At 68.9% G+C, this 22,138-nt stretch carries 16 protein-coding genes; 4 read left to right on the top strand and 12 right to left on the bottom strand.

Translation table 11 applies throughout. The annotated features are described in order from the left end of the window. Positions 1–52: 52 nt before the first annotated feature. The 4 genes from eno to FNH24_RS04920 are packed head-to-tail and all read right to left on the bottom strand — an operon-like array spanning position 53 to position 5,407. Positions 53–1,354 (bottom strand): phosphopyruvate hydratase, encoded by a 1,302-nt coding sequence (eno, locus tag FNH24_RS04935; RefSeq protein WP_152361030.1) that lies wholly within the window; start codon positions 1,352–1,354, stop codon positions 53–55. Next, on the bottom strand, positions 1,351–2,355 hold the full coding sequence (locus FNH24_RS04930; protein WP_152361029.1) for a phosphotransferase family protein: 1,005 nt from the start codon (positions 2,353–2,355) through the stop codon (positions 1,351–1,353). The genes eno and FNH24_RS04930 overlap by 4 nt, the downstream gene beginning before the upstream one ends. 2 nt (positions 2,356–2,357) lie before the next feature. Then, positions 2,358–3,449, bottom strand: coding sequence for a zinc-binding dehydrogenase (locus tag FNH24_RS04925; RefSeq protein WP_152361028.1), 1,092 nt, complete (start codon positions 3,447–3,449; stop codon positions 2,358–2,360). A 14-nt stretch (positions 3,450–3,463) separates the two neighbouring features. Continuing rightward, positions 3,464–5,407 (bottom strand): beta-L-arabinofuranosidase domain-containing protein, encoded by a 1,944-nt coding sequence (locus FNH24_RS04920; RefSeq protein WP_152361027.1) that lies wholly within the window; start codon positions 5,405–5,407, stop codon positions 3,464–3,466. Between the two features lie 260 nt (positions 5,408–5,667). Between FNH24_RS04920 and FNH24_RS04915 the strand changes: the two genes are divergently transcribed. After that, the gene (locus tag FNH24_RS04915) at positions 5,668–8,415 is read left to right on the top strand and encodes an alpha-amylase family glycosyl hydrolase (RefSeq protein ID WP_161606001.1); all 2,748 of its coding nucleotides are present in this window, start codon (positions 5,668–5,670) and stop codon (positions 8,413–8,415) included. 160 nt (positions 8,416–8,575) lie between these two features. Here FNH24_RS04915 and FNH24_RS04910 read toward each other — a convergent pair whose 3' ends face one another. Continuing rightward, entirely contained in the window at positions 8,576–9,979 is a 1,404-nt protein-coding gene (locus FNH24_RS04910) for an alpha-L-fucosidase (protein ID WP_152361025.1), read from the bottom strand. A 131-nt stretch (positions 9,980–10,110) separates the two neighbouring features. Between FNH24_RS04910 and FNH24_RS04905 the strand changes: the two genes are divergently transcribed. Then, a complete protein-coding gene (locus FNH24_RS04905) occupies positions 10,111–10,689 on the top strand; it encodes a PadR family transcriptional regulator (RefSeq protein ID WP_152361024.1) in 579 nt (192 codons plus the stop codon). A gap of 21 nt (positions 10,690–10,710) precedes the next feature. Here the strand turns inward: FNH24_RS04905 and FNH24_RS04900 are convergent, their stop codons facing one another. From FNH24_RS04900 to aac(3), 4 genes are all read right to left on the bottom strand, one after another. Beyond that, on the bottom strand, positions 10,711–11,610 hold the full coding sequence (locus FNH24_RS04900; protein ID WP_152361023.1) for a sugar ABC transporter permease: 900 nt from the start codon (positions 11,608–11,610) through the stop codon (positions 10,711–10,713). After that, a complete protein-coding gene (locus tag FNH24_RS04895) occupies positions 11,610–13,145 on the bottom strand; it encodes an ABC transporter permease subunit (protein ID WP_152361022.1) in 1,536 nt (511 codons plus the stop codon). The genes FNH24_RS04900 and FNH24_RS04895 overlap by 1 nt, the downstream gene beginning before the upstream one ends. A 4-nt stretch (positions 13,146–13,149) precedes the next feature. Then, positions 13,150–14,415 (bottom strand): sugar ABC transporter substrate-binding protein, encoded by a 1,266-nt coding sequence (locus FNH24_RS04890; protein WP_161606000.1) that lies wholly within the window; start codon positions 14,413–14,415, stop codon positions 13,150–13,152. Between the two features lie 112 nt (positions 14,416–14,527). Then, complete coding sequence (gene aac(3), locus FNH24_RS04885) at positions 14,528–15,373, bottom strand: aminoglycoside 3-N-acetyltransferase (RefSeq protein ID WP_161605999.1); 846 nt, start codon at positions 15,371–15,373, stop codon at positions 14,528–14,530. Between the two features lie 617 nt (positions 15,374–15,990). Here aac(3) and FNH24_RS04880 point away from each other — a divergent pair. After that, entirely contained in the window at positions 15,991–17,901 is a 1,911-nt protein-coding gene (locus tag FNH24_RS04880) for an HNH endonuclease signature motif containing protein (RefSeq protein WP_152361019.1), read from the top strand. Between the two features lie 52 nt (positions 17,902–17,953). On the opposite strand, the gene FNH24_RS32610 is transcribed toward FNH24_RS04880, so the two are convergent. From FNH24_RS32610 to FNH24_RS04870, 3 genes are read right to left on the bottom strand one after another with little or no spacing between them, the layout of a single operon-like run. Next, complete coding sequence (locus tag FNH24_RS32610) at positions 17,954–18,232, bottom strand: VOC family protein (RefSeq protein ID WP_161605998.1); 279 nt, start codon at positions 18,230–18,232, stop codon at positions 17,954–17,956. After that, a complete protein-coding gene (locus FNH24_RS04875; protein ID WP_246186774.1) occupies positions 18,135–18,971 on the bottom strand; it encodes a nucleotidyltransferase domain-containing protein in 837 nt (278 codons plus the stop codon). The genes FNH24_RS32610 and FNH24_RS04875 overlap by 98 nt, the downstream gene beginning before the upstream one ends. 43 nt (positions 18,972–19,014) lie before the next feature. Next, positions 19,015–19,668 (bottom strand): GntR family transcriptional regulator, encoded by a 654-nt coding sequence (locus tag FNH24_RS04870; protein WP_161605997.1) that lies wholly within the window; start codon positions 19,666–19,668, stop codon positions 19,015–19,017. 586 nt (positions 19,669–20,254) lie between these two features. Between FNH24_RS04870 and FNH24_RS04865 the strand changes: the two genes are divergently transcribed. Beyond that, positions 20,255–22,135, top strand: a complete 1,881-nt coding sequence (locus tag FNH24_RS04865) for an ABC transporter substrate-binding protein (protein ID WP_161605996.1) — start codon at positions 20,255–20,257, stop codon at positions 22,133–22,135. Positions 22,136–22,138: the final 3 nt, after the last annotated feature.

The raw sequence follows: 22,138 nt of genomic DNA, 5'->3' as shown, positions 1-22,138 counted from the left end.
AACAGGCACCCGTCCCCGAGCACGCCCTGGCAGGCTAGCGACCCGGCGCCGATCAAGCCAACCGGACACTCCCCTCCGCCGCACCCGGGAAGGGATGGGCGAAGGTGGTGTCGGTGGTGGCCTCGAGCTCGAGCACGCGGTTCCACTTGGCCGTACGTTCGGAGCGGTGGGTCGAGCCGACCTTGAGTTGACCGGCCCGCCAGCCGACGGCGAGATCGGCCACCCAGGCGTCCTCGGTCTCGCCCGAGCGGGCCGACACGACGGTGCGGAAGCCGGCCTGCTGGGCCGCCCTGATCACGTCCTGGGTGCGGCTGAGCAGGCCGTTCTGGTTGACCTTGATCAAGATCGAGGTGCCGCAGTGCTCGGCGATGCCGCGGTCCAGTCGGTCCCGCTGGGTGACGAACAGATCGTCGCCGATCAGGTCGCAGCGACCGGCCAGCCGCTCGGTGATCAACTGCCAGCCGGCCCAGTCGTCCTCGGCCAGCGGATCCTCGATCGAGACGATCGGATACCGGTCCAGCCAGCCGGCGTAGTCGGTGATCAACTCCTCGGCCGCCAGCACCCGGCCCTCCGCCGCCAGGTGGTACGCGCCGTCGGCGTAGAACTCGGTTGCCGCCGCGTCGATCGCCACCGAGGCCTGCTCGCCCGGGGTCAGCCCGGCCGCCTCGATCGCCTCGACCACCAGGCCGATCGCCGCCTCGTTGGAGTCGAGCCGCAGCCCGAGCCCGCCCTCGTCCGCGACCAACACCGCTTCGGCGAAGCCGCGTCGCTGGGCCACCTCGGTCGCCCGCTGCCGTACGGCCTGGGCCCATTCGATCGCCTCGGCGAACGAGTCGGCACCGTGCGGCACCACCAGGAAGTCCTGCAGGTCGATCGCCGAGCCGGCGTGGGCCCCGCCGGAGACGATGTTGATCATCGGCAGCGGCAGCTGCAGCGGGCCGTCGCCGGCCAGCCAGCGAGCCAGGTCGGTGCCGGCCTCGGCGGCGGCCGCCAGTGCCGAAGCGATCGACACCGCGAGGGTCGAGTTGGCGCCGACCCGGTCCTCCCCCGCATCCTGCTGGGCGTCGGCGATCGCCGCGTCCACGGTGATCAACTCGGCGGCGTCGAGGCCGATCACCGCGGGCGCGATCACCTCGGTGACGCCGGCCACCGCGGCCCGGACGCCGTAGCCCTGATAGCGATCACCACCGTCGCGCAACTCCTTGGCCTCGTGCGATCCGGCCGAGGCCCCGGACGGCACCCGGGTGGTCCCGGTGGCGCCGCCGGCCAGTTGCACCCGGGCGGCAACGGTCGGCCGGCCGCGCGAGTCGAGCGCCTCCCAGGCCTGCACCTGCTCGATCCGGCTCCTGATCATGCGTCCCCGTTCAGCGTCCGGACCCGTTGCCACAGGTCGTCGATCGTTGCGTCACCAGCCAGGTGCGCGGTGGCCAGCCGCCGGACCAGGCCCTGTTGCCGCTCGGACAGGTAGTGCACCCGCGATACGCCGTCGACCCGGGCCAGCAGCAACGCCGCCACATGATCACCGAGCTCCTTGCCGGTCACCGCCGAACCGCTCCAGGCCTGCCGGTAGCCGGCCCAGAAGCCGGCCGCGACGTCGAGCAGGCCGCGCCGGTCCAGCTCGATCGACTTCAGCGTCAGGTGCGCGACCAGGAAGGCCAGGTCGAACACCGGCCGGCCGCGGACGGCGACCTCGTGATCGACCACCCAGAGCCCGTCGTGGCCGACCAGGACGTTCTTCGGTGAGAAGTCGCCGTGGATCAGGCACACCGGATCCGTGTGCAGGCCGTCGGCGAGGCCGTGCAGCCGGTCCGCCAGCTCCGGATGCTGCTCGGCCAGCGCCCGGTAGAACGGATCGGTCCGCAGCAGCCGATAGGTCTCCTGATCATCGAACGAGGCCAGCAGCTCCTGATCACCGGCGGTGCCGGAATGCCACCGGGCCAGCCCCTCGGCCAGCCGGCGCGCGACCTCGGCCGCGACCTTGGCCCGTTCCCCACCCAGCAGCCGTTCCTTCCACGGCCACCAGTCGGAGGGGGCGCAGGCCATGGTCAAGATCAACTGCTCGGGATCGGTGTCGATCAGCGGCGGCACCAGCTCGGGGGTCAGCCGGCCGTAGACCTCGAGGGCGCGGGCCTCGGTCAGGATCCGGCGACGATCCGCCTGCCACGCGCCCGGCACCGCGAGCTGCTCCAGCGCCTGCTTGCACACCACCGGTCCGTTCGCGGCGTCGACCCGGACCACGGTCCCGGACACGCCGCCGGTGAGCCGCTCCACGCCGGCCGATCGGCGGACCGCGATCCCACGGTCGGCCAGATAGTGCCGGATGTCGGCATCGGATGCTCGGGCAAGATCGATCATGATCAGGTTCCGGTCGGTGTCGGGTGGTGGAGACGGTCGGGCACGACGGCGATCTTGATCTCGTTGCCGCCCGGCCGGGCCAGCGCGGCGAACCCGTCCTCGACGGTGCGGCTCAACGGGATGACGCTGGTGATCAGCGGCGCGGTGACGATCGCGCCGGAGCGGAGCAGCTCCAGCGCCTGCGGGAAGTCGGTGTCCCAGGCGTGCGAGCGGCTGGCGGTGATCGTCTTCTCGTCCAGCAGGAACGGCAGCATCGGCACTTCGAACGAGGCGTCGTGCACGCCGAGCAGGATCGCCGTCCCGCCGCGGCGAACGACGTCCAGTGCGCTCCGGGCGGCGACGGTCGAGCCGGCGCACTCGAGCGCCAGGTCGGGCCCGCCGGCCTCGTACCGCTCGGGCAGGGAGCCCAGCTCGGCGGGGGTCAGGAACGCGTCCGCGCCACAGGTCAGCGCGATCTCACGCTTGCCGGGGTTGGCGTCGATCATGACCACGTCGACCGCGCCCATCGCCCGCGCGGCCTGCCCGGCGAGCAGGCCGACGGTGCCGGCGCCGAAGATCACCACCGACGAGCCGGGCAACTCCCGCTGCCGGCGCAGCGCCCGGACGCCGACCGACAGCGGCTCGACCAGCACCGCCTCGGTGGACGGGAGCTCGGCGTTGATCGGCAGGCACATGAAGCCGGGCGCGATCATGAAGTCGGCCAGGCCGCCGTGATCCATCTGGCCGAGCGAGGCCACCATCGTGCACAGCGGGTATTCGCCGCGGCGGCACCAGAAGCAGCGGCCGCAGTAGCGGTTGCCCTCGACCACGACCCGGGTGCCGACCGGCGGCGCGGACGGATCCCGGGAGTCGACGATCGTGCCGACCGCCTCGTGCCCGAAGGTGACCGGCGCCTTCACTCCGGTCAGCGGGTGCTCGGTGAGCGGCACCACGATCGGGCCGTCCCGGTATTCCTCGAGGTCGGTGCCGCAGATGCCGCAGGCCTCGATCTCGATCAGGACCGAGCCGTCGGGGATCGTCGTCGGCACCGGGATCGTGTCCACCCGGACATCGCGCCGGCCCCACCAGCGAAGGGCGGTCATGGTCCGCGACATGCGTTCCGCCTCCCCTATTCCTGGTCCAGCACCGGCAGACAGGTGTACCGGAGCATAGTGCAGCCGATCGGCAGCAGCCGGAGCCGCCGGGTGCCGGCGCCGCCGAGCGCCTCGGCCCGCGGATTCGGATCCAGCGCCTCGACCTCGATCGCCAGCCCCGGCTCCCGCCACGGGTCCGATCCCGGTCGGTCGGTGATCAAGGTCGCGGCCTCGATTCCCGTACCCAACAGGTAGGGCGGGTGGAGCTGTCGCGGATCGACCGGCACCAGGTCACGATCGGTGAGCTCGCTTCCCGGATAGGTCCGGGTGGTCTGCTCCCGATGGTCGATCGGCACCGCGAAGATCAACGGGCCGGCGGCCAGCGCCGTCCGGCCGTCGACGCTGCGGACCTGGCGCACCGTTCGGGGCAGGGTGAGGGTCAGCGTGGCCCGGTCCGGCCAGGGGCCGGTCACCCGGAGCAGGTGGCCGGAGTCGGACCGTTCGATCGTGGCCGTCGGCCCTTGCGGCGTCGCGAACTCCAGCACCGGGTCGGCGCACCAGCCGGGCACCCGGAGCTCCAGCACGAAGCTCTGCGGGACATCGGTCAGCTCGAGCCGCACCGTGTCGGAGAACGGATAGTCGGTCCGCTGCCGCAGCTGGACGCGATGATCACCGAGCCGCGCGGTGGTGATCATCGGGCCGTAGAACTGGACCCGCAACCCGCCGTCGATCTCCATCACCGAGCGGTCGATCATCGCCGGCAGGATCCGGCCGGCGTTGGGCACGCAGCAGACCGCGGCGTCGTCGTGGGTGGGCGAGATGTCCCAGCGGGCACCCATGATCTTGGTCGCCGCCGGCTGGTTCTCGGCGAAGAAGTAACCGGCACCCGTGCCGTCGTCGGAGCGGGCCGCCTGGGCCGCGTTGAGCCAGAGGCTCTCGGCCAGGTCGGCGGCCTCGGGCAGGTCGAGGATCCGGGCGAACTCGCCGGCGGTGATCGCCAGCTCGGTGATCGCGCAGTATTCGTAGCCGGCCTCCGGCACCGGCCACGGCCGCTGATCCGGTGCACCGACCGTCTCGTCGCTGCGCAGCGCGCCGGTGACGCCGAGCGCGCCCGGTCCGCCGTCGGCGCCGATCAGCTTCGACCAGCCGTTGCGGGCGGCCTCGAGCAGCCGCGCGTCGCCGCTGAACTCGTACAGCCGGAGTGGGATCCGTAGGTTCTCCGCGACGTGCGGGCCGTGGCCGTGCAACGGGGTCGCGGACAGCAGCACCCCCAGTTGCCCGTCATCCTCGACCCAGCTGAGCGGCGCGGCGCTGAAGCGACGATAGAGCGCGTCGGCCAGTTCCACCGGCGCCGCGGCGCCGGACCGGCGGGCGACGTCGAGCAGCAGGTCGACCAGTTGCAGGTCGTGGCCGCGGACCGCGGTCTCCGGCTCGACCGTCGCGAACGGCAGCTCGCCGGCCGCCGCATAGCGGGCTCCGTGCCAGCCGACCGCCCGGTCCACGGCCTCCGTCAGGTCATGATCATCGGTGGCGTTGGCCCAGTCCTCGATGGCCAGCAGCAGCCGGCCCGAGGTCCAGCAGTCGCCGGGCAGCCAGGGGTTGGCGGCCCGGGCGGCGGCGGTGAACATGCCGAGGTAGCCGTCGTCGTCCTGCCGAGCGACGGCGGCACCGATCCGCTCCGCCACGGCGAGCCGCTCGGCCTCGGTGCCGGCCAGCCGGACGTGTCCGGCGTAGCCGATCAGCCAGTTGCCCTCGCTCTCCCCGTTCCACCACTGGACCGAGGCAACGTTGCCGCCGACAGCGGCCGAGTCCGGCCCCAGCCGGCCGGCGGCGAAGACGTGCCCGCCGACCTCCGCCGAGATGTCGGGCAACGCCCCGAGGAACCCGTCCAGATTCTGCCGGGCCTGACCCGCGATCCAGCCCTCCGGCACCGTCGATCCGGCCGGCAGCGCCCACCCGGCGACCCGCGACGTCGTCATGATCGACAACGCTACTGGACGCCCGCCCGCCCGTTCCCCGAGCCCGCGCTTGTTCCGTTCCCTGAGCTTGTCGAAGGGCGGGCCCCATGATCACCAGCACTGCCTGCCGTACGACCAGCCCACGGGATCAGCTGGTCTCGCCCTTCGACAGGCTCAGGGAACGGAACAAGCAGTTGGCTCAGGGAGCGGAACCCGGCGGCGCGGCGACTGGCAGCGGTGACAGGATTGGGGAATTCGTCCACAGTGAGGTGGTAGTGCTCATGAAGCGTCGGACCTGGTGTCTGGTCCTGATCACCGGCCTGCTGGCCGCCCTGCTCGGCACGGCGCCGGCCGCGAGTGCGGAGCCGACCTCGGTCACCCTGGTCGGCAGCCTGCAGACCGAGCTCGGCTGCGCGGCCGACTGGGATCCGGCCTGTCCGGCGACCGAGCTGAGGCCGACCGGCGAGCCGGGACGCTGGGCGGCCGACTTCACCCTGCCGGCGGGAACGTACGAATACAAGGTGGCGATCGACCACGGCTGGGAGGTCACCTGGGGCCTGAACGGCGGGCCGGAGAACGTGCCGCTGACCGTGGCCGGTGAGGTGCGACTGCAGGTGCGCTACGACGACGCGGTGCACCGGATCGGCGTCACCCCGCTGGACCTGCCCGGTGATCATGATCCCGGCGACGCCGGCCTGGTCGGCACCCCGGCCCGGGGGCCGGCGGCCGGCGAGCAGTTCTATTTCGCCCTGACCGACCGCTTCGCCGACGGCGACCCGAGCAACAACAACGGCGGCCTGAAGCCGGAGAAGTTGATCTCCGGCTACGACCCGACCGACGCGAACTTCTACCACGGCGGCGACCTGGCCGGGATGGAGAGCAAGCTCGACTACATCGCCGGGCTCGGCACGACGGCGATCTGGATCACCCCGCCGCTGAAGAACGTGCCGGTGCAGACCACCGCCGAGGTCACCCTGGGCAGCTACCACGGCTACTGGACCCTGGACCTGACCACGATCGACCCGCACCTCGGCACCGAGCAGGCGATGCGGCAGCTGATCAAGGCCGCCCATCAGCGCGGCATCAAGATCTATTTCGACATCGAGATCAACACCACCGCCGACGTGATCTCCTACGAAGAAGGCGCCAGCAGCTACGTGCCGATCGCCGACGATCCCTACCGCGACCGGCACGGCAAGGTGATCGATCTGGCCGAGCTGGCCGGCGACCCGGCCTTCCCGATCATGGATCCGAAGACCTCGTTCCCGTACACGCCGGTGGTGCCGGCCAACCAGCGCAACGCCAAGAAGCCGCACTGGCTCAACGATCCGCGGCTCTATCACAACCGGGGCGACTCGACCTTCAGCGGCGAGTCGGTCACCTACGGCGACTTCTTCGGCCTGGACGACCTGATGACCGAGCATCCGAAGGTGGTCCGCGGCTACATCGACGTCTATCGGAAGTGGGTCGACTTCGGCGTCGACGGCTTCCGGATCGACACGGTCAAGCATGTGAACTTCGAGTTCTGGCAGGAGTGGTCGACGGCGATCATGAAGCACGCCAAGGCGATCGGCAAGGATGACTTCTTCATGTTCGGCGAGGTGTTCGAGGGCGACCCGAAGAATCTCGCGCCCTATGTCCGCGACACCGAGATCGGCGGCGTGCTCGACTTCGCGTTCGCCGGTAACGCGGCCAACTTCGCCCGGGGCACCACGGCCAAGGGCCTGTCCTCGTTCTTCGCGACGGATGATCTTTACACCACCCCGCGCTCGTCGGCGTCGAACCTGGAGACGTTCGTCTCCAACCACGACATCGGCCGGATCGGTCAGCTGCTCGGCGACGTCGACCGGCTGGCCGAGCGGGCCGAGCTGAGCCAGGAGCTGATGATGCTCAGCCGCGGCCAGCCGGTGCTCTACTACGGCGACGAGCAGGGCTTCACCGGCGGCGGCGACCTGTGGACCGATGTCGCGGGGCGGCAGGACATGTTCGCCACCCGGGTCGACGCGTACGCGCAGCAGAAGTTGATCACCGGTGAGCCGGTCGGTCGGCGGGATCGCTACGACACCGACAGTCCGCTCTACCGGGAGCTGGCCGCGCTCGGCCGGCTCCGGGCCGAGCATCCGGCCCTGGCCCGCGGCGCCCAACTGGAGCGGTACGCCGACGACGGCCCGGGCGTCTACGCGTTCAGCCGGGTGGATCGCGAGCAGCGGATCGAACACCTGGTCGCGTTCAACAACGCCGAAGCAGCGCGGACGGTGACGCTGAAATCCCTGACCCCGCAGGCCGAGTACGCGGTGCTGCACGGGAGCACCGAGCCGGTGACGGCGACCGCGGACGGATCGGTGACGATCACCGTGCCGGCCCTGTCGTCGATCGTGCTCCGAGCCGATCGCCCGGTCGCGGCAGCGGCATCGGCTCAGTCGATCAAGGTCGCGACCCCGACTCCGGGGGCGGCCCTCGAAAGCCTGGCCCCGCTGTCGGTGAAGGCCGATCCGAACCGCTGGCAGGAGACCTCGTTCGGCTGGCGGGTCGCCGGCGAGGACGTCTGGCGCCCGCTCGGCACCAGCGACACGGCGGTGCCGGCGATCCGGCACGACGTCGCCAAGCTGGCCCAGGGGACCTTGATCGAATACCGGGCGGTCACCGTCGACGCCGCCGGGCATCGGTCGGCGGCGTCCTCGTACGGCTCGGTCGGCTTCGCGGTCGACCTGTCCGTGCCCGATCCGGGCGACGGCATCGTCACCGTGCCGGGCACCCACAACGCCGCCATGGGCTGCGCCGGAGACTGGCAGGTCGACTGTGCCGCGGGCCGGCTCGAGCTCGGCGACGACGGGATCTGGTCCGCCACCTTCACCGGCATCCCGGCCGGCAGCTACGAGTACAAGATCGCGCTGAACAACTCCTGGGAGGAGAACTACGGCGAAGGCGGCGTCCGCGACGGCCCCAACCTCCGCTACCAAACGCCCGGCGGACCGGTGACGATCTTCTACGACCCCGAGACCCACCTCTCCCGGGTCAAAACCGGCTGAGCCGGCCCGCGTGGACGTTCCCTGAGCCTGTCGAAGCATGTCCTGAGCATGTCGAAGGGGGCAGACCAGATCGCTGATGTCACAAGATCATCGGGCCGGCCCCCTTCGACAGGCTCAGGACATGCTTCGACAGGCTCAGGGAACGAAACAAGCAACCCCATCAGGCAGGGCGGACCGCCGCGGCCGGAGTGATCGTCAGGGCGAGGGACGGGCCGGCGTCCGGGACGCCGGGCAGGTTGATCACGACCCCGGCCGGCTCCTGCCGCCAGGCCAGCGGTTCGTCGCCTCCCGTGGCGGTGATCACCGCGCCGGGCTCGATGATCAACTCCAACCGGACCCGGGCCTCGGTCGGCGCACCGAGCACGATCGCGTGCACCGCCGCGTCCGTCGCGGTGTAGCGGACGTCGCGACCGCATTCGGTGCTGCCGGCCGGCTGGAGCCAGGGCCGGGTGCCGTAGATCGCCGTACCGTTGCGCTCCAACCACCAGCCGAGGGTCAGCAGCCGCTTCACCTGCGCCCACGGGATCTCACCGCTCGGTGTCGGGCCGACCGCCGGCAGGAAGTTGCCGCCGCGGGCGACGCAGTCGACGAACTCCTCGATCAGGGCATGATCATCGAGATAGTTGGCGTCGGGCTCGGCGCGGTTGTAGCCGAAGGACGAGCCGAAGCCCCGGCAAGACTCCCACTTCCGGCCGGCCGGCGCCTCGCTGGCGTACGCCCGTTGGTATTCCAGGGTGGCGAAGTCGGACCACTCCTCCTCCGAGCCGGCGGCCTCGGGCCCGAAACGATCATTGACCACCCCGTCGGGCACCTGGGTCCGGTAGTAGTCGATCAAGGTCTCCGGTGAGGCCGCCGCCGGGAAGCCGGCGTCGTTCCACAACACCGACGGCCGGTAGCGGTCGATCAACTCCCGCCAGTGCGTGTCCAGGGTCCGGGCGTAGTCGGCGTTGTCGGCGATCCCCGGCGGCACCTCCTCGAAGTCCGGCGCCGGCGGCTCGATCACCGTGAAGTCCAGCCCACTGCTGTAGAGGACGCCGAACTTCAGCCCGCGCGCCCGCACGGCCGCCGCCAGCTCGCCCGGGATGTCGCGCTCGGACTGCCAGCCCGGCTTGCCCGGGTTCGGCGCCGCGCTCGGCCAGAGCAGGAAGCCGTCCTGGTGCTTGACCGTGAGCACCACGTAGCGGAAGCCGGCCCGCGCGAACAGGTCGGCCCAGGCCTCCGGATCCCAGCGGTGCAGCCCGGCCAGGAACTCGGCCACGAAGTCGGCGTACGGACGATCGCCGTAGGTCTCGGCATGATGGGCCGCGACTGCGCTGGTCGGGATGTGCAGCTGATTGAGATACATCTCGGCGAACGGCAGCCGGTCCTGCAGCAGCGTCCCGGCCTCCTCCTCCGACATCGCCTCCCACTCCTCGGTGGTCGGAAACAGCGGCGCGAACGCCGGCACCGACGCCGGGGTCCAGACGATCATCACGCCCAGCTTGGCCTCGTCGAACCAGGCCGGCGTCGTCCGCGCCGCCCGCTCGATCGGTGCGGGCGGCGAGCTGGCTGCCGTCGTCTCCATCGCTTGACTCCTTTGGTCACCCTGGACTAGTCGAGCTTGACTAGTCGACCGGCAGACTAGCCTTCGAGCGCCCAGCTAGTCAAGCTCGACTAATCGGATAGGGTGACCTGGACGACAGGAGGAGAGAGGCCGTGGCAGGCACCCAGAACACCCCGATCCGGCTCCTTCTCCTCGGTGCCGTACGCCAGCTCGGCCGGGCCCACGGCTACCGGATCCGGTCCGAGCTCGAGTCCTGGGGCGCCACCGACTGGTCCATCGTCAAGCCGGGCTCGATCTACGCCGGGCTCAAGCAACTGGCCAAGGAGGACCTGCTCCGCGCTCACGGCAGCGGAGCCAGTGCGGCGGGCGGGCCGCCGCGGGCCGACTACAGCCTGACGCCCGCGGGCGAGGCCGCCTTCTTCGAGCTGCTGCGGACCGCCCTGCGCTCGCACACCCAGCCCACCGGGGTGCTGATGGCCGGCCTCGGCTTCATCACTGCCCTGCCCCGCGCCGAGGCGATCGGGCTGCTGGCCGAGCGGGCCGACGCGTTCGCCGAATGGCAGCGTGGGGTCGCCGACTACTGGACCCCGGACGCTTCGAGCGCGGAGTGGGGCGCGGTCGGTGAAGTGATGCGACTGTGGACCGACGCCTCGGCCTGGAACCGGACCTGGACCCTGGACCTGATCAAGCGGCTCCGCGCCGGCGAGTTGATCATGGCCGACGACCGTTGATCCTCGGATCGCCGGCGGGGATCAACCCTTGACCGCGCCGGCGGTCAGGCCCGAGACGATGTAGCGCTGCAGCACGAGGAACAGGACCACGACCGGGATGGCGGTGATCACCGCGCCGGCGGCGAACAGCCCCCACCGGGCCGAGTTCTGTTCCGAGACGAACTGGAACAGGCCGACCGCGACGGTCCACTTGCTCTCGTCGGTGAGGATGATCCCGGCCAGCAGATAGTCGGAGAAGGTGCCGATGAAGCCGAGCAGCCCGGTCACCGCGAGGATCGGCGCAACCAGCCGCAGGATGATCACGAAGAAGATCTGCAGGTGGCTCGCGCCGTCGACCTTGGCTGCCTCGTCCAGTTCCTTGGGCACGGTGTTGAAGAAGCCGTACATCAGGAACGTGTTCATCCCCAGCGCGCCGCCCAGGTAGACCATGATCAACGCGATCCGGCTGTTCAGGCCGAGCAGCGGGTGCAGGTCGCCGAGCGCGGTCAGCAGCAGGAAGATCGCGACGAAGGTCAGCAGCTGCGGAAACATCTGCACGATCAACAGCGTCATCAGCCCGGCCCGCCGGCCACTGAACCGGAACCGGGAGAACGCGTAGGCCGCCGCGGCGCCCATCAGCACCGAGCCGACGCTGGTGATGGCGCCGATCCACAGGCTGTTCACGATCCAGGACCAGAACTGGGTCTGGTTCAGCGCCGCGAAGTTGGCCAGCGAGAACGAACTGAACAGCCGGCTACTGCCGACCAGGCTGCCGGTGGCGTTGAGCGAAGCCGAGATGACGAAGATCACCGGGAAGATCGCGTACCCGATCACGATCACGCCGACGATGTGCCGCCAACCGATCTCCCGCCACCAGCGGGCGCCGGTCAGCCGGTCGAATTCCCCCTTCGACGGGCTCAGGGAACGTCGCGTGGATGCCATCAGTTGATCTCCTCGAGACGCCGGGTCTGCCGGAAGCTGATCAACGAGATCGCGCCGACGATCACGAAGATGATGATCGACAACGCGCTGGCCAGCCCGTACTGCCGGGTGCCGCCCTGCCCGGCCAGCCCGGAGATCTGATAGACCATCGAGATCAGGATGTCGGTCTGGCCGACCGCGACCGGGGCGCCGGGGAACGGCGGTCCGCCGCGGGTCAGCAGATAGATGATGTTGAAGTTGTTGAAGTTGAACGCGAACGAGGCGATCAACAACGGTGCGACCGAGACCAGCAGCAGCGGCAGGGTGATCAGCCGCCAGATCCGGAACGGCGACGCGCCGTCGATCCGGGCCGACTCGATCAGCTCGTTCGGGATCGCCTGGAGCGCGCCGGTGCAGATCAGGAACATGTACGGGAAGCCGAGCCACAGGTTGACCAGCACCACCGACAGCTTGGCCAGCCAGGGATCGGTCAGCCACGGGATCGAGGCGCCGCCGAAGAACGTGCCGTTGATGAAGCCGAAGTCGGTGTTCAGCATGCCGGACCAGAGCAGCGCCGACATGAACGCCGGGAACGCGTACGGGATGATGAAGAACGACCGGTAGACCCGTTGGCCGCGGACCCGGCGGTCGTTCATCGTGATCGCCAGTGCGAGCCCGACCAGGAACGTGGTGACCACGGACAAGATCGAGAACACCACGGTCCAGCCCAGGACCTGGCCCATGATCGTCGAGTAGCGGGTGTCGGTGAACGGCCGGGTGAAGTTCTCCGTCCCGACCGGCACGGCCCAGCCGGTGCCCAGTTCGGTCCCGTCCTGGGCCACGAAGCTACCCCGGCCGTTGGGCGTGAAGACCTTGCCGGACTCGGTGTCGGTCAGCGTGTCCGCGGCCTGGTCATAGAGCAGGAACGACCGGTAGAGATAGGCATGCGAGCCGTCGGTCGTCCGGTACGCCCCATCCTCCGCATTCTCCGATGCGGGCACCCGGAGCGCGTTGATCTGGTCCTGGATCGGCAACAGATCGGTCAGCGTCAGCACCTGCCAGCCGGGCACCGCGGTGATCTTGGTGCCGGCGATCGTCGCCCCGGGATCCGGCCGGGCCGGCTGGGTCGGCGTACCGACCTGCACCTGTCCGTCGATGATCACCGCGAGACCGTACTCGGTCGGGTTGGTCTCGTTCCTGATCACCGAGGCCGCGAGCTGGGCCGAACCCTCGACCCGGCGCTCGTTCTGCGCCAGCAGCGAGTCGATCGCCTCGTCCTTGGTGACCAGATGCCCGTCACCGTAGTTGGTGAACGCGACGTAGCCGGTGTAGCCCATGCTGAAGATCTGGAACACCAGCAGGAAGACCAAGCCGGGCAGCAGATAGCGCAGCGGCAGCGCCTTGGGCAGGAAATAGACGACGTCGGCGATGATCACCAGCACCACGCAGACGACGGCGATGATCGGATGCCCGGTCTCGATCGACCGGGCCACCAGATAGACGCCGAGCGCGTTGACCAGGGCGATCAACAGCAGCTTGATCAGAAAGCCCGGCATGAACTCAGCCGGCCTTCTTGATCGCCGCCTCGATGTTCTTCGCCATCGTCGACCAGGTCTTCTCGGCCTCGGCGCCACCGACGATCGCCGCCTCCGCGCCGCCCCAGAAGGTCCAGACCTGGGCCATCGGCGGGATCGACGGCATCGGGATGCCCTCCTTGCCGGCCTCCGCGTACCCCTGCACCATCGCGTTGCCGGTGACCGACGGATCTTGCGCCGCCTCGGTCAGCGCCGGCACCCGGTCGCCCTGCTCGAACAGCTGGAGCTGGACCTCCTTCGTGCCGAGGTAGTTGACCAGGAACTGGTTGGCCAGCAGCGCGTTCTTGCTCCGTGCCGACAGGATGAAGCCCTGCACGCCGACGAACGGCCGCGCGGGCTTGCCGCCGGCGGACGGGATCGGCAGCACGCTGACGTCGAGCTTCTTCTTCTCGAAGTCCGGGGTGTTCCACGGGCCGGTGATGAAGAACGGCGCGTTCCCGTTCAGGAACTGCTCCTTGGCGATGTCGCCGGTCAGCGATGTGTCCAAGATCTTGCCCGCCTTCTTGCCCTGGCTGCCGAGCCAGGCGGCGAACTCGAGCCCGGTCGCGTCGCCGATGGTGAGCGTGTCGGTGAAGGTCGAGTCGGGGTTCATCTGGAACACCGTGTTGCCGAACGAGGATTGCAGCGGGAACGTGTGGTACGGATCGCCGCCCTCGCCGACACCGAGCAAGATCGAATACTTCTTGCCCGCCTCCTTGCCGGCCGCGACCAGGTCGTCCCAGGTCGTCGGCGCCGCATCGCTGAGCGCGTTGTTGCGGACCAGGCCGATGTTCTCGATCGAGTACGGCAGCCCGTAGCACTGGCCGTCCTGGCTGAACGCCGACACCGCCAACGGGGTCAGCTTGGCAGCAAGATCACCGAGCTCGATCGGCGCGACCACGCCGGACTTGATGAAGTTGCCGATCCCGTCGTGCGGGGTGACCGCGATGTCCGGACCCTTGCCGGACGGGACCTGGGTGGAGAACTGCGGGCCGATGTCGGCGAAGTTCTTGGTCACCACGTCGATCGTGACCCCGGGGTTGTCGGTCGAGAACTGCTTCCCGATCTCCTTCACGGCCGGTGCCCGCGACCCGTCGACCCAGACCACCAGCTTGGCGCTCTGCGCGGGCGGGGTGGACGGAGCGGTGCTCGGCGCCGGAGTGTTGCCGGTCGTCGGTGCGCCGGGGCTGCAGGCCGCCAACGGAGCGGCACCGGCGGCGACCGCCAGGCCGACGAAGCTGCGACGCTTCATGGGTACTCCTCGGGTGGGTCCGCACCTTCCGATGCGGGCTGACGATCGGACCATCCGTGGTCCTCGCACGGACCTTATTGCGTCCCAGGTTTCGACCGGTAGTCAGGCCAGGTCAGAAGCGGGATTCGAGCCAGGCCGTGACCGCCCGGACCGCCGCCGGGGCGTCGACCAGGACCAGCGGGCAGTCGTCGACCGCGCCGGCGATGGTCGCTCCCGCGGCGACCGCCTGCTCGGCCAGGTGGCCGGCCCAGGAGTCGATCAACGGATCGATCCGATCCCAGTACGGCAGGGCCCCGTAGAACGTGTCCAGGGTCCGGTAGTCCACCCACTCCGTACGGCCGTCGCGGAGCACCGGCATCCGATACTCGTGGTAGCGCTTGCCGCCGACGTCGGCGATCGCTTCGGCGTGGTGACAGAGGGTCAGACGCTTCAGCGACGCACCCAACATCAACACCTGGCCGTCGCTCGCCACCAGCCGACCCAACGGACCGTCCGATCCCCACGGATCGCCATCCGCCGGTTCGGTGATCAACTCCGCGGCCGCCGGACCCCAAGCCGTGAAGCTCACCTCCGGATGCGAGCTGCGGAGCGCACCCGGCCAGGTCCGGAGGCGCTCCGGGAACCGGCCGAACTCGCGCCGCGCGGCCGAGGCCGCCGGGTCGAACGGCGGCTGATCACGATAGGCCTCCTGCCAGCGCTCGGGCCACAGTCCGACGTGGTAGGGGCTGTCCTCCCAACCGGTGAACGCCATGATCGTTCCGGCCGACCCGACCACGTCCCGCAACGCCCAGACCACCGCATCGATCCCCCCGACCATCCAGCCGAGCGCCGACAGCCGGACATGCACCATCAACACCCCGCCCGGCCGAACTCCCAACCCCCGCAGCGATTCCGCCAGCCGGCTCCGCGTGATCGGCACGAAGTCCGGTCGGTCCAGGTAGTCGGAGGGAAGTCGCATGATGATCATCCTGACACCCACACGCCCGCTCCCACGACCGAGCTTCCGGACCTGCCCGGGTGATCGCCCTCGACCCACGGGTGCGACGGAGACCAGGAAGCGAGCTGGGAGGCGGGGGGACCGCTTGGTCCGTTCCCAGGGACCCGGATCGATCGATGATCTTGGTCGTGGTGTCGCGAGATCTCTTCGTGCGGGGCGAAACCCGCCATTGCCACGTGGAAACCTCCAGCATGAAGAGATTTCGCGACAGCCAGCCAGGTGCACCCCTTGAGTTGGCCCGAGCCGACAGGGTCGGTCGCTCGGGATCGGCCGTGCCAGTCCGCTCGGTGCACGCTGAGGACTGAAAGACGCGCCAAGGACGGGCGGCACATGGCGGTCCGTTGAGATTTGCGGCCGTCAGGCCGACCCGGAGGGGGACAGTCACCTGGCCCGCCCTTCGACAGGCTCAGGGAACGAACCCCTTGCCCCCGATTGTCGAACTCCGCCGGACCTCAAGGAGCCGAGCAGGCGCAGTCGAGCCCGATGATCATGACCGGGGTGTTGCACACTGTTCCCTAGATGTCCACAATACAAGGGGAAACCTTGTATTCGCTCACCTGTTCGAATATGATGTGATCATGGACTCGGGGACCACCACAGACACCACGCCGGTCGAGCACGCGCTCGACGGCGTGGAGGTCGCGGTGGCCGAGTTGATCACCACATTGCGGCAGGGCGGGCTTGATCATCATGATCAGGCCGGGCTGCTGACCCTGCTGGATCGGGCCGAGACCGTGCGGAAGCAGTGGCAGGCCGTCGACGCCGAAATCCTGGCGGTCTGCCGGGACCGGGGAATCGCGGAACGGGAATGCCAACGATCCATGGCGAAAGTCCTGGAACGGCGCTGTCTGATCAACCCCGGTGAGGCCCGACAGCGAGTGAAGGCGGCCGAAGCGGTCGGGCCGCGGGAAACGCCGACCGGGATGCCGCTGCCCCGGCTGCGGGATCAGGTCGGTGCCGCCATGGTGGCCGGGGCGATCGCGGCCCAGCAGGTCGCGCTGGTCAACGACACCCTCGAACAACTCGACCAAGCCGAAGTGGAGCCCGACCTGGTCGGGCAGGTCGAAACCGAACTCGTCGAACACTGCCGCCAGTACGGACCGAAAGAACTCAAACAGCTCTGCCAGAAATACCTCGACACCTACGACCCCGACGGACCCGAACCCAACGAGCAACGCAACGCCGAACGCCGGTCGTGGCGGATGCACGTCACCCCGTCCGGAGCGGTAGTCGGGGAGTTCCGGCTGACCCCGGAAACCGGGGCAAAGGCCCAAGCGATCTTCTCCTCCCTGGCCGACCTCCGCGCCGACACCACCAGCCGCACCGCCGGTGGTGTCGGTGGCAAGGTCGCCAAGGACCCCCGCAGCCACGGACAACGGATGCACGACGCGTTCGACGACCTCTGCTCCCGCCTCCTCCGAGCCGGTGGCCTGCCCGATTCGGGCGGCACCCCGGCGACGGTGATCGTCACCATCGACCAGATCGACCTGCTCAACGACCTCGCCGAAGCCGGCCTGTTCAAACCCACCAGCGACACGGCCGGGTTCGGCGTCCCGTTCAGCGGCTGCCCGACCTGCGGCCAACAACCCGAACCGCCGCAGACCGCGCCGCCCGGAGCCGGTGATCAAGACCCCAACCAGACCCAGACCCGTGCGCAAGATCAGGAGCGGAAGCAAGGTCAGCAACGTGATCCGGTGGCGCGGACGCAAGACCGGCAGCCAGAACAGGCAGTTCGGGACCTAGAGCCAGAGCCGGCGCCGGGAAGGCAGGAGCGGGCCAAGCAGGGCGAGCAGGAGCGGGCCGAGCAGGGCGAGCAGGAGCAGGAGCAGAGCGAGCAGGAGCAGGAGCAGGGAGAGCGGGGAGTGCGGGAGGAGGCGCCTGTTCGTTCCCTGAGCCTGTCGAAGGGCAAGCCCGATCACCCCGCCCCTCCGAAAAGATCGAGAACCGAAGATCAACCGGCCTGCCCTTCGACAAGCTCAGGGAACGAACACCCACACCCCGGGCCCCGACGGCCGGGACGGGTCCGACGGTCCCGACCGAGACACGGCATCACCAGCCACGGAATCCACCTCACCGTGCCCGAGTTGCTCCGACTGGCGGGCGAGGCGGAGGTCTATCCCGTCGTCCTCACCACTCACGGCAAGCTGGTCGACCTCGGCCGCACCCGCCGGGTCGCGAACAAACACCAAACCCTAGCGCTGATCGCCCGCGACGGCGGCTGCTCCTTCCCCGGCTGCCAACACCCACCCGAATGGTGCGAACGCCACCACATCCTGCCCTGGCACCAAAACGGCCTCACCAACCTGCGCAACCTGACCCTGCTCTGTTCCTACCACCACCGCCACTTCCTCGACCACGGCTGGGAAGTCCGACTGAACGATGACGGACTACCCGAATGGATCCCACCCCGCTACCTCGACCCCGCCCAGAGGCCCATGATCAACAACCGCATCCTGGCCCGGATCCACCAAGCACCGCTGATCACCTGAGACCGGGCCCCGGCGATGTGACCGCCCACCCGTCGGAGGATCGAGCCGGGCGTCAGCTGAAACGCGGTTCGGTCACCGTTGCGACCGTGTGCCTGCAGAACGGATGACCGGCCGGATCCTCGAACCCGCGAAATCCGGTCTCGGGCGCTCCGTGCCGCCGCACCGCACCAATGGCCAGAACTGCTTCGCTGGCCGGGTCGGAGTCCGCGAGGCTGATGTCGAGGTTGAGTTGATCAACCGCAGGATTGTGGGGCGGATGACGCGCGGTACTTCGCCAGCGCCTGTTCGCCGGCCGCTGTGCTGACAGGTCCGAGGACGCCGTGCTCGACATGCGCCCGCAGCACCGCGGCCACGTCCGCTGCGACTCGCTGGACCCGGTCGCTCAGCTCCTCGGGCACGACCGACGGGTTCGGCAACTGTGCAAGCTCACTCCGCATCGCACCCAGGGCTCGGGGCAGCCGGCCGGCCTCGCCGAGTAGTGCCACGGCCTCGGCGGCGCTCTGCGGAATCGCGCCGGCGGTCAGACCTGCGAGCACACTGCACAGTCTCCCGACGCTCTTTCGCAGTCCTGCCGGGTCGGCCCGGTCCGCGAAGGCGTCGTCCTCGAACAGCACCCCCAGCACGAGCAGCGACTCGCGGCCGGCCTGATCCACGGTCCGCGGTAGCAGTTGCTCGTGCCAGGCATATCCGGCCAGGTGATGTGCCCGGCGAAGGTCGACCCACGGGTTGATCGAGAACTCGGCGGCATCGACCACCTTCAGGTCCAGCTGATCACTCCAAAGGCGCGTAGCCAGCGCGTCCTGGCAGGCCTGCTCGGCGGCCTGCCACGTGCCTTCCCGCTCAACCGCACACAACCCGATCACGTCGATGTCACTCCGAGGCCCGGCCTCTCCGCGGGCATGACTACCGTGCAGATAGATGCCGAGCCGGCAGTCCCCGAAACGACGAGCCACGGACTCCAGATCATCGCCCAACTCGCTGATCAATTGCGCCATACGGGCCGATGGTACGAGAAGCGTCGTTGAGAAGTGGCCGATTTTCGCGGCGGTGATCGGCGCGGCGGCGGCCATGATCACCGCGAGTGCTGCGCTCAGCTCTTCCGGATCGCTGAGGTCAACCGGGTGCGGCGGTCGCTCCCGCCTCGGCCCGGGCGACGTCGGCGAGCAGGGCGTCGCGGCAGCCGTGAAGATCACGTTGCAGGGCGACGACGGCGCCGTCGGGGTCGCCGGCGCGGATCGCGTCCAGGATCGCGCCGTGCCGATCGGTGAGTTCGACCAGGTCGACGCCGACCTTGGCCCGCACCTGGGCGATGCAGAGTTGGGATTCGCCCATCACGGTGTCGTGCATCCGCCGCAGCCGCGGGCTGCCGACCGCGGCGACCAGGGCCTTGTGCAGGGCGATGTCGGCCTCGGTGTGTTCGGAGTGCTCACCCATCGTGGCGGTGACGGTCATCAGCTTGAGGGCGCGCTCGGCATCGGCCGGGACCTCGGATTTCGCCGCCAGGGCTCGGATCGCGCTGGATTCGATCGGCTCCCGGCTGAAGTACAGATCAGCGATGTCGTCGGCCGACAGCTTGGGCACCAGCGCACTCTTGTACCGGCCGCGGCGCAACAGACCCTCACCGGCCAGCCGATCGATGCTCGCCTTCGCCGTCGGCCGCGCGACGTCGAATCGCTCGGCCACCCAGGTCTCGGAAAGGCGCTGACCGGGCGCCACGTCGCCGGCGATGATGTGTTTCCGCAAGACCTCGCAGAGAGAATCCGTCAAGGACGCATTTTCCAACGGAACCGGCATCGTCATTCACCCCCGGTCGGGGAATTCCTTTTCTGACAGCGCATGAGATTCCTCCACTCTGCATTCGTGGTTCGCCGAAGCAAACCGGTGCCACAATCCCGCCCCATCGCCGGACCGTCAGCCGTGCCCGCACCCTACCGGCGGAGCCGGCGAATCCGGCCCGACATCGCACCTCGATCGCCTCGACCGATCACCTCCGACCATCGTCGTCCGGCCGGATCGACTCGACCGTCCGCTGCCGCCGTACCGGATAACGGGACGAACGGCGGACCGATCTCACCGGCTCGCACGCTCAGCATGCAGTCAGATCGTCTGTCTATGCAACTTGTCAGTCAATCTATTGACACTGAGTTGTCGATCATGGTTCCCTCGATGAGTCGCCTGACCCCGGTTGCGGCTCGGCCGCGACTCCGATGCGAAGGGCTGAGCAATGATGCGCGCTCCCCATTCCAGTCAGCTAGATCCTCGAATTGAGCACGGCCGCGGAATTCTGTCCCGGCGCTCGGTGCTATTGGCCGGTGCCGGTGTCGCTACGACGACATTTCTGGCGGCCTGCGACATGTCGCTCAATCCCGATACGCAATCCCAGCGGGGTGAAAAGGGAAAAGAGGCACCGAAACTGGCCGCGGCGGTCGAAGCCGGTGATCTTCCTCCCGTTGATCAACGTCTGCCACCCGAGCCGGTGGTCGTCACGCCGCAGGCGATCGGCCATTACGGCGGCACCTGGAAGAGCGCGACCGTCGGCGCCGGCGACACGGCCTGGTGGTGGCGGATCGCCGGCTACGAGCCGGTGGTCCGGATCGAGCCGTTCACCGGTGAGATCCAGCCCAACGTCGCCGACGGCTACGAGGTCACCCCGGACGGCAAGAAGTTCGTCTTCCACCTGCATCCGGGCATCAAGTGGTCCGACGGCGAAGACTTCACCGCCGACGACATCGTCTTCTGGTGGGACGACTACGAGAACAACGCCGAACTGATGCCGACCGGTCCGCCGTCCTGGATGATCACCGGCGGCGAACCGGGCCAGGTGACCAAGATCGATGATCACACCGTCCAGTTCTCGTTCAGCGCGGCCAACGGCTTCCTGCCGTTCCGGTTGTCCGACTCCGACGGCGTGCCGCTGACGGCGATGCCGCGGCACTACCTCGAGAAGTTCCACCAGGAGTACGCCGACGACGCCGAGCAGCAGGCCAAGAAGGCCGGCCAGAACTCGTGGGTCGACCTGTTCATCTCCAAGTCGGGCGAGGAGACCAACCACTTCGCCCTCGACCTGCCGACGATCCGGCCCTGGTTCCTGGCCACCGGCCTGGGCAGTGGCTCGCAGGTCACCTTCGACCGCAACCCGTACTACTGGAAGGTCGATCCGGAAGGCAGTCAGCTGCCCTACATCGACGCGCTCTCCTTGTCGGTCATCCGGGACGCCGAGGTGATCTTGCTCAAGGCGACCAACGGCGAGCTGGACTACCACGCCCGGCACATCAATCTGCCCGCCAACAAGCCGGTGGTCGCAGCCGCGGCGGAGAAGTCGGGCTACCGGGTCACCACGTTGACCCCGGGCAGCATGAACGTCGGCGTGATCGCGCTCAACATGACGATCAAGGACCCGGTCAAGCGGGAGATCTATCACAACAGGGATTTCCGGATCGGGCTGTCGTACGCGCTGGACCGGCAGCAGCTGATCGACTCGGTGTTGCAACGACAGGGCGAGCCGTGGCAGGCCGCACCACAGAAGGAGTCGCGCTACTTCGACGAGGAGATGGCCAAGCAGTACACCGAGCACGACCTGGCCAAGGCGAACGAGCATCTGGACCGGGCCTTCCCGCGCAAGGACGGCGACGGCAACCGGCTCGGGCCGGACGGCAAGCCGATCGTCCTGCGCTTCCTCGCCTCGACCGAGGGCGGTGATCTTGAGGCGCTCTACCTGGAAATGCAGCCGATCATGAAACAGCACTGGGCCAAGGTCGGGATCGGCATGACGACCACCGCGATGGAACGGTCGCTGTTCGGGGTCAAGACCGAGAACGAGGAGCAGGACGCCCTGATGTGGACCGGCTTCGGTGGCAGCAATCTGACCCTGCCGGTCGATCCGCGCTGGTACGTGCCGTACACCACCGGCCAGTCCAACTGGGCGCGCCAATGGGTGCTCTGGCGGACCAGCGGCGGCAAGTCCGGCGAGGAGCCGCCGGAGCGGATCCAGCAGGGCTACCGGCTGTACGACCAGGCGCTTGGTGCGGTCGAGACCGAGGAGCGGGACGGCTATCTGAAGCAGATGCTGCAGCTGGCCAAGGAGGACTTCTGGGTGATCGGCACGATCAGCACCCCGCCGAGTTTCGCCGTGGTCTCGAACAAGTTCAAGAACATTCCGGACACTCAGCCCGACTGCTGGCCGTACCCACAACCGGGGCAGCTGCACTCGGAATCCTTCTGGATCGAGGCCTGAACC

It is taken from the genome of Microlunatus speluncae (genome assembly GCF_009299835.1).
GTDB classification, from domain to species: Bacteria; Actinomycetota; Actinomycetes; order Propionibacteriales; family Propionibacteriaceae; genus Microlunatus; species Microlunatus speluncae.
Note: the sequence above shows the minus strand (reverse complement) of the source record. Positions and strands in the feature narration are given on the sequence as shown.

Excerpts from the sequence above, each read along its gene's own strand:
- FNH24_RS04915 (WP_161606001.1), top strand. The coding sequence starts at position 5,668 with ATGAAGCGTCGGACCTGGTGTCTGGTCCTGATCACCGGCCTGCTGGCC.
- FNH24_RS04890 (WP_161606000.1), bottom strand. The coding sequence starts at position 14,415 with ATGAAGCGTCGCAGCTTCGTCGGCCTGGCGGTCGCCGCCGGTGCCGCT.
- FNH24_RS04925 (WP_152361028.1), bottom strand. The coding sequence starts at position 3,449 with ATGTCGCGGACCATGACCGCCCTTCGCTGGTGGGGCCGGCGCGATGTC.
- FNH24_RS04865 (WP_161605996.1), top strand. The coding sequence starts at position 20,255 with ATGTCGCTCAATCCCGATACGCAATCCCAGCGGGGTGAAAAGGGAAAA.
- FNH24_RS04895 (WP_152361022.1), bottom strand. The coding sequence starts at position 13,145 with ATGCCGGGCTTTCTGATCAAGCTGCTGTTGATCGCCCTGGTCAACGCG.
- eno (WP_152361030.1), bottom strand. The coding sequence starts at position 1,354 with ATGATCAGGAGCCGGATCGAGCAGGTGCAGGCCTGGGAGGCGCTCGAC.
- FNH24_RS04875 (WP_246186774.1), bottom strand. The coding sequence starts at position 18,971 with ATGGCCGCCGCCGCGCCGATCACCGCCGCGAAAATCGGCCACTTCTCA.
- FNH24_RS04900 (WP_152361023.1), bottom strand. The coding sequence starts at position 11,610 with ATGGCATCCACGCGACGTTCCCTGAGCCCGTCGAAGGGGGAATTCGAC.
- FNH24_RS04880 (WP_152361019.1), top strand. The coding sequence starts at position 15,991 with ATGGACTCGGGGACCACCACAGACACCACGCCGGTCGAGCACGCGCTC.
- FNH24_RS04920 (WP_152361027.1), bottom strand. The coding sequence starts at position 5,407 with ATGACGACGTCGCGGGTCGCCGGGTGGGCGCTGCCGGCCGGATCGACG.
- FNH24_RS04930 (WP_152361029.1), bottom strand. The coding sequence starts at position 2,355 with ATGATCGATCTTGCCCGAGCATCCGATGCCGACATCCGGCACTATCTG.
- FNH24_RS04910 (WP_152361025.1), bottom strand. The coding sequence starts at position 9,979 with ATGGAGACGACGGCAGCCAGCTCGCCGCCCGCACCGATCGAGCGGGCG.
- FNH24_RS32610 (WP_161605998.1), bottom strand. The coding sequence starts at position 18,232 with ATGTCGAGCACGGCGTCCTCGGACCTGTCAGCACAGCGGCCGGCGAAC.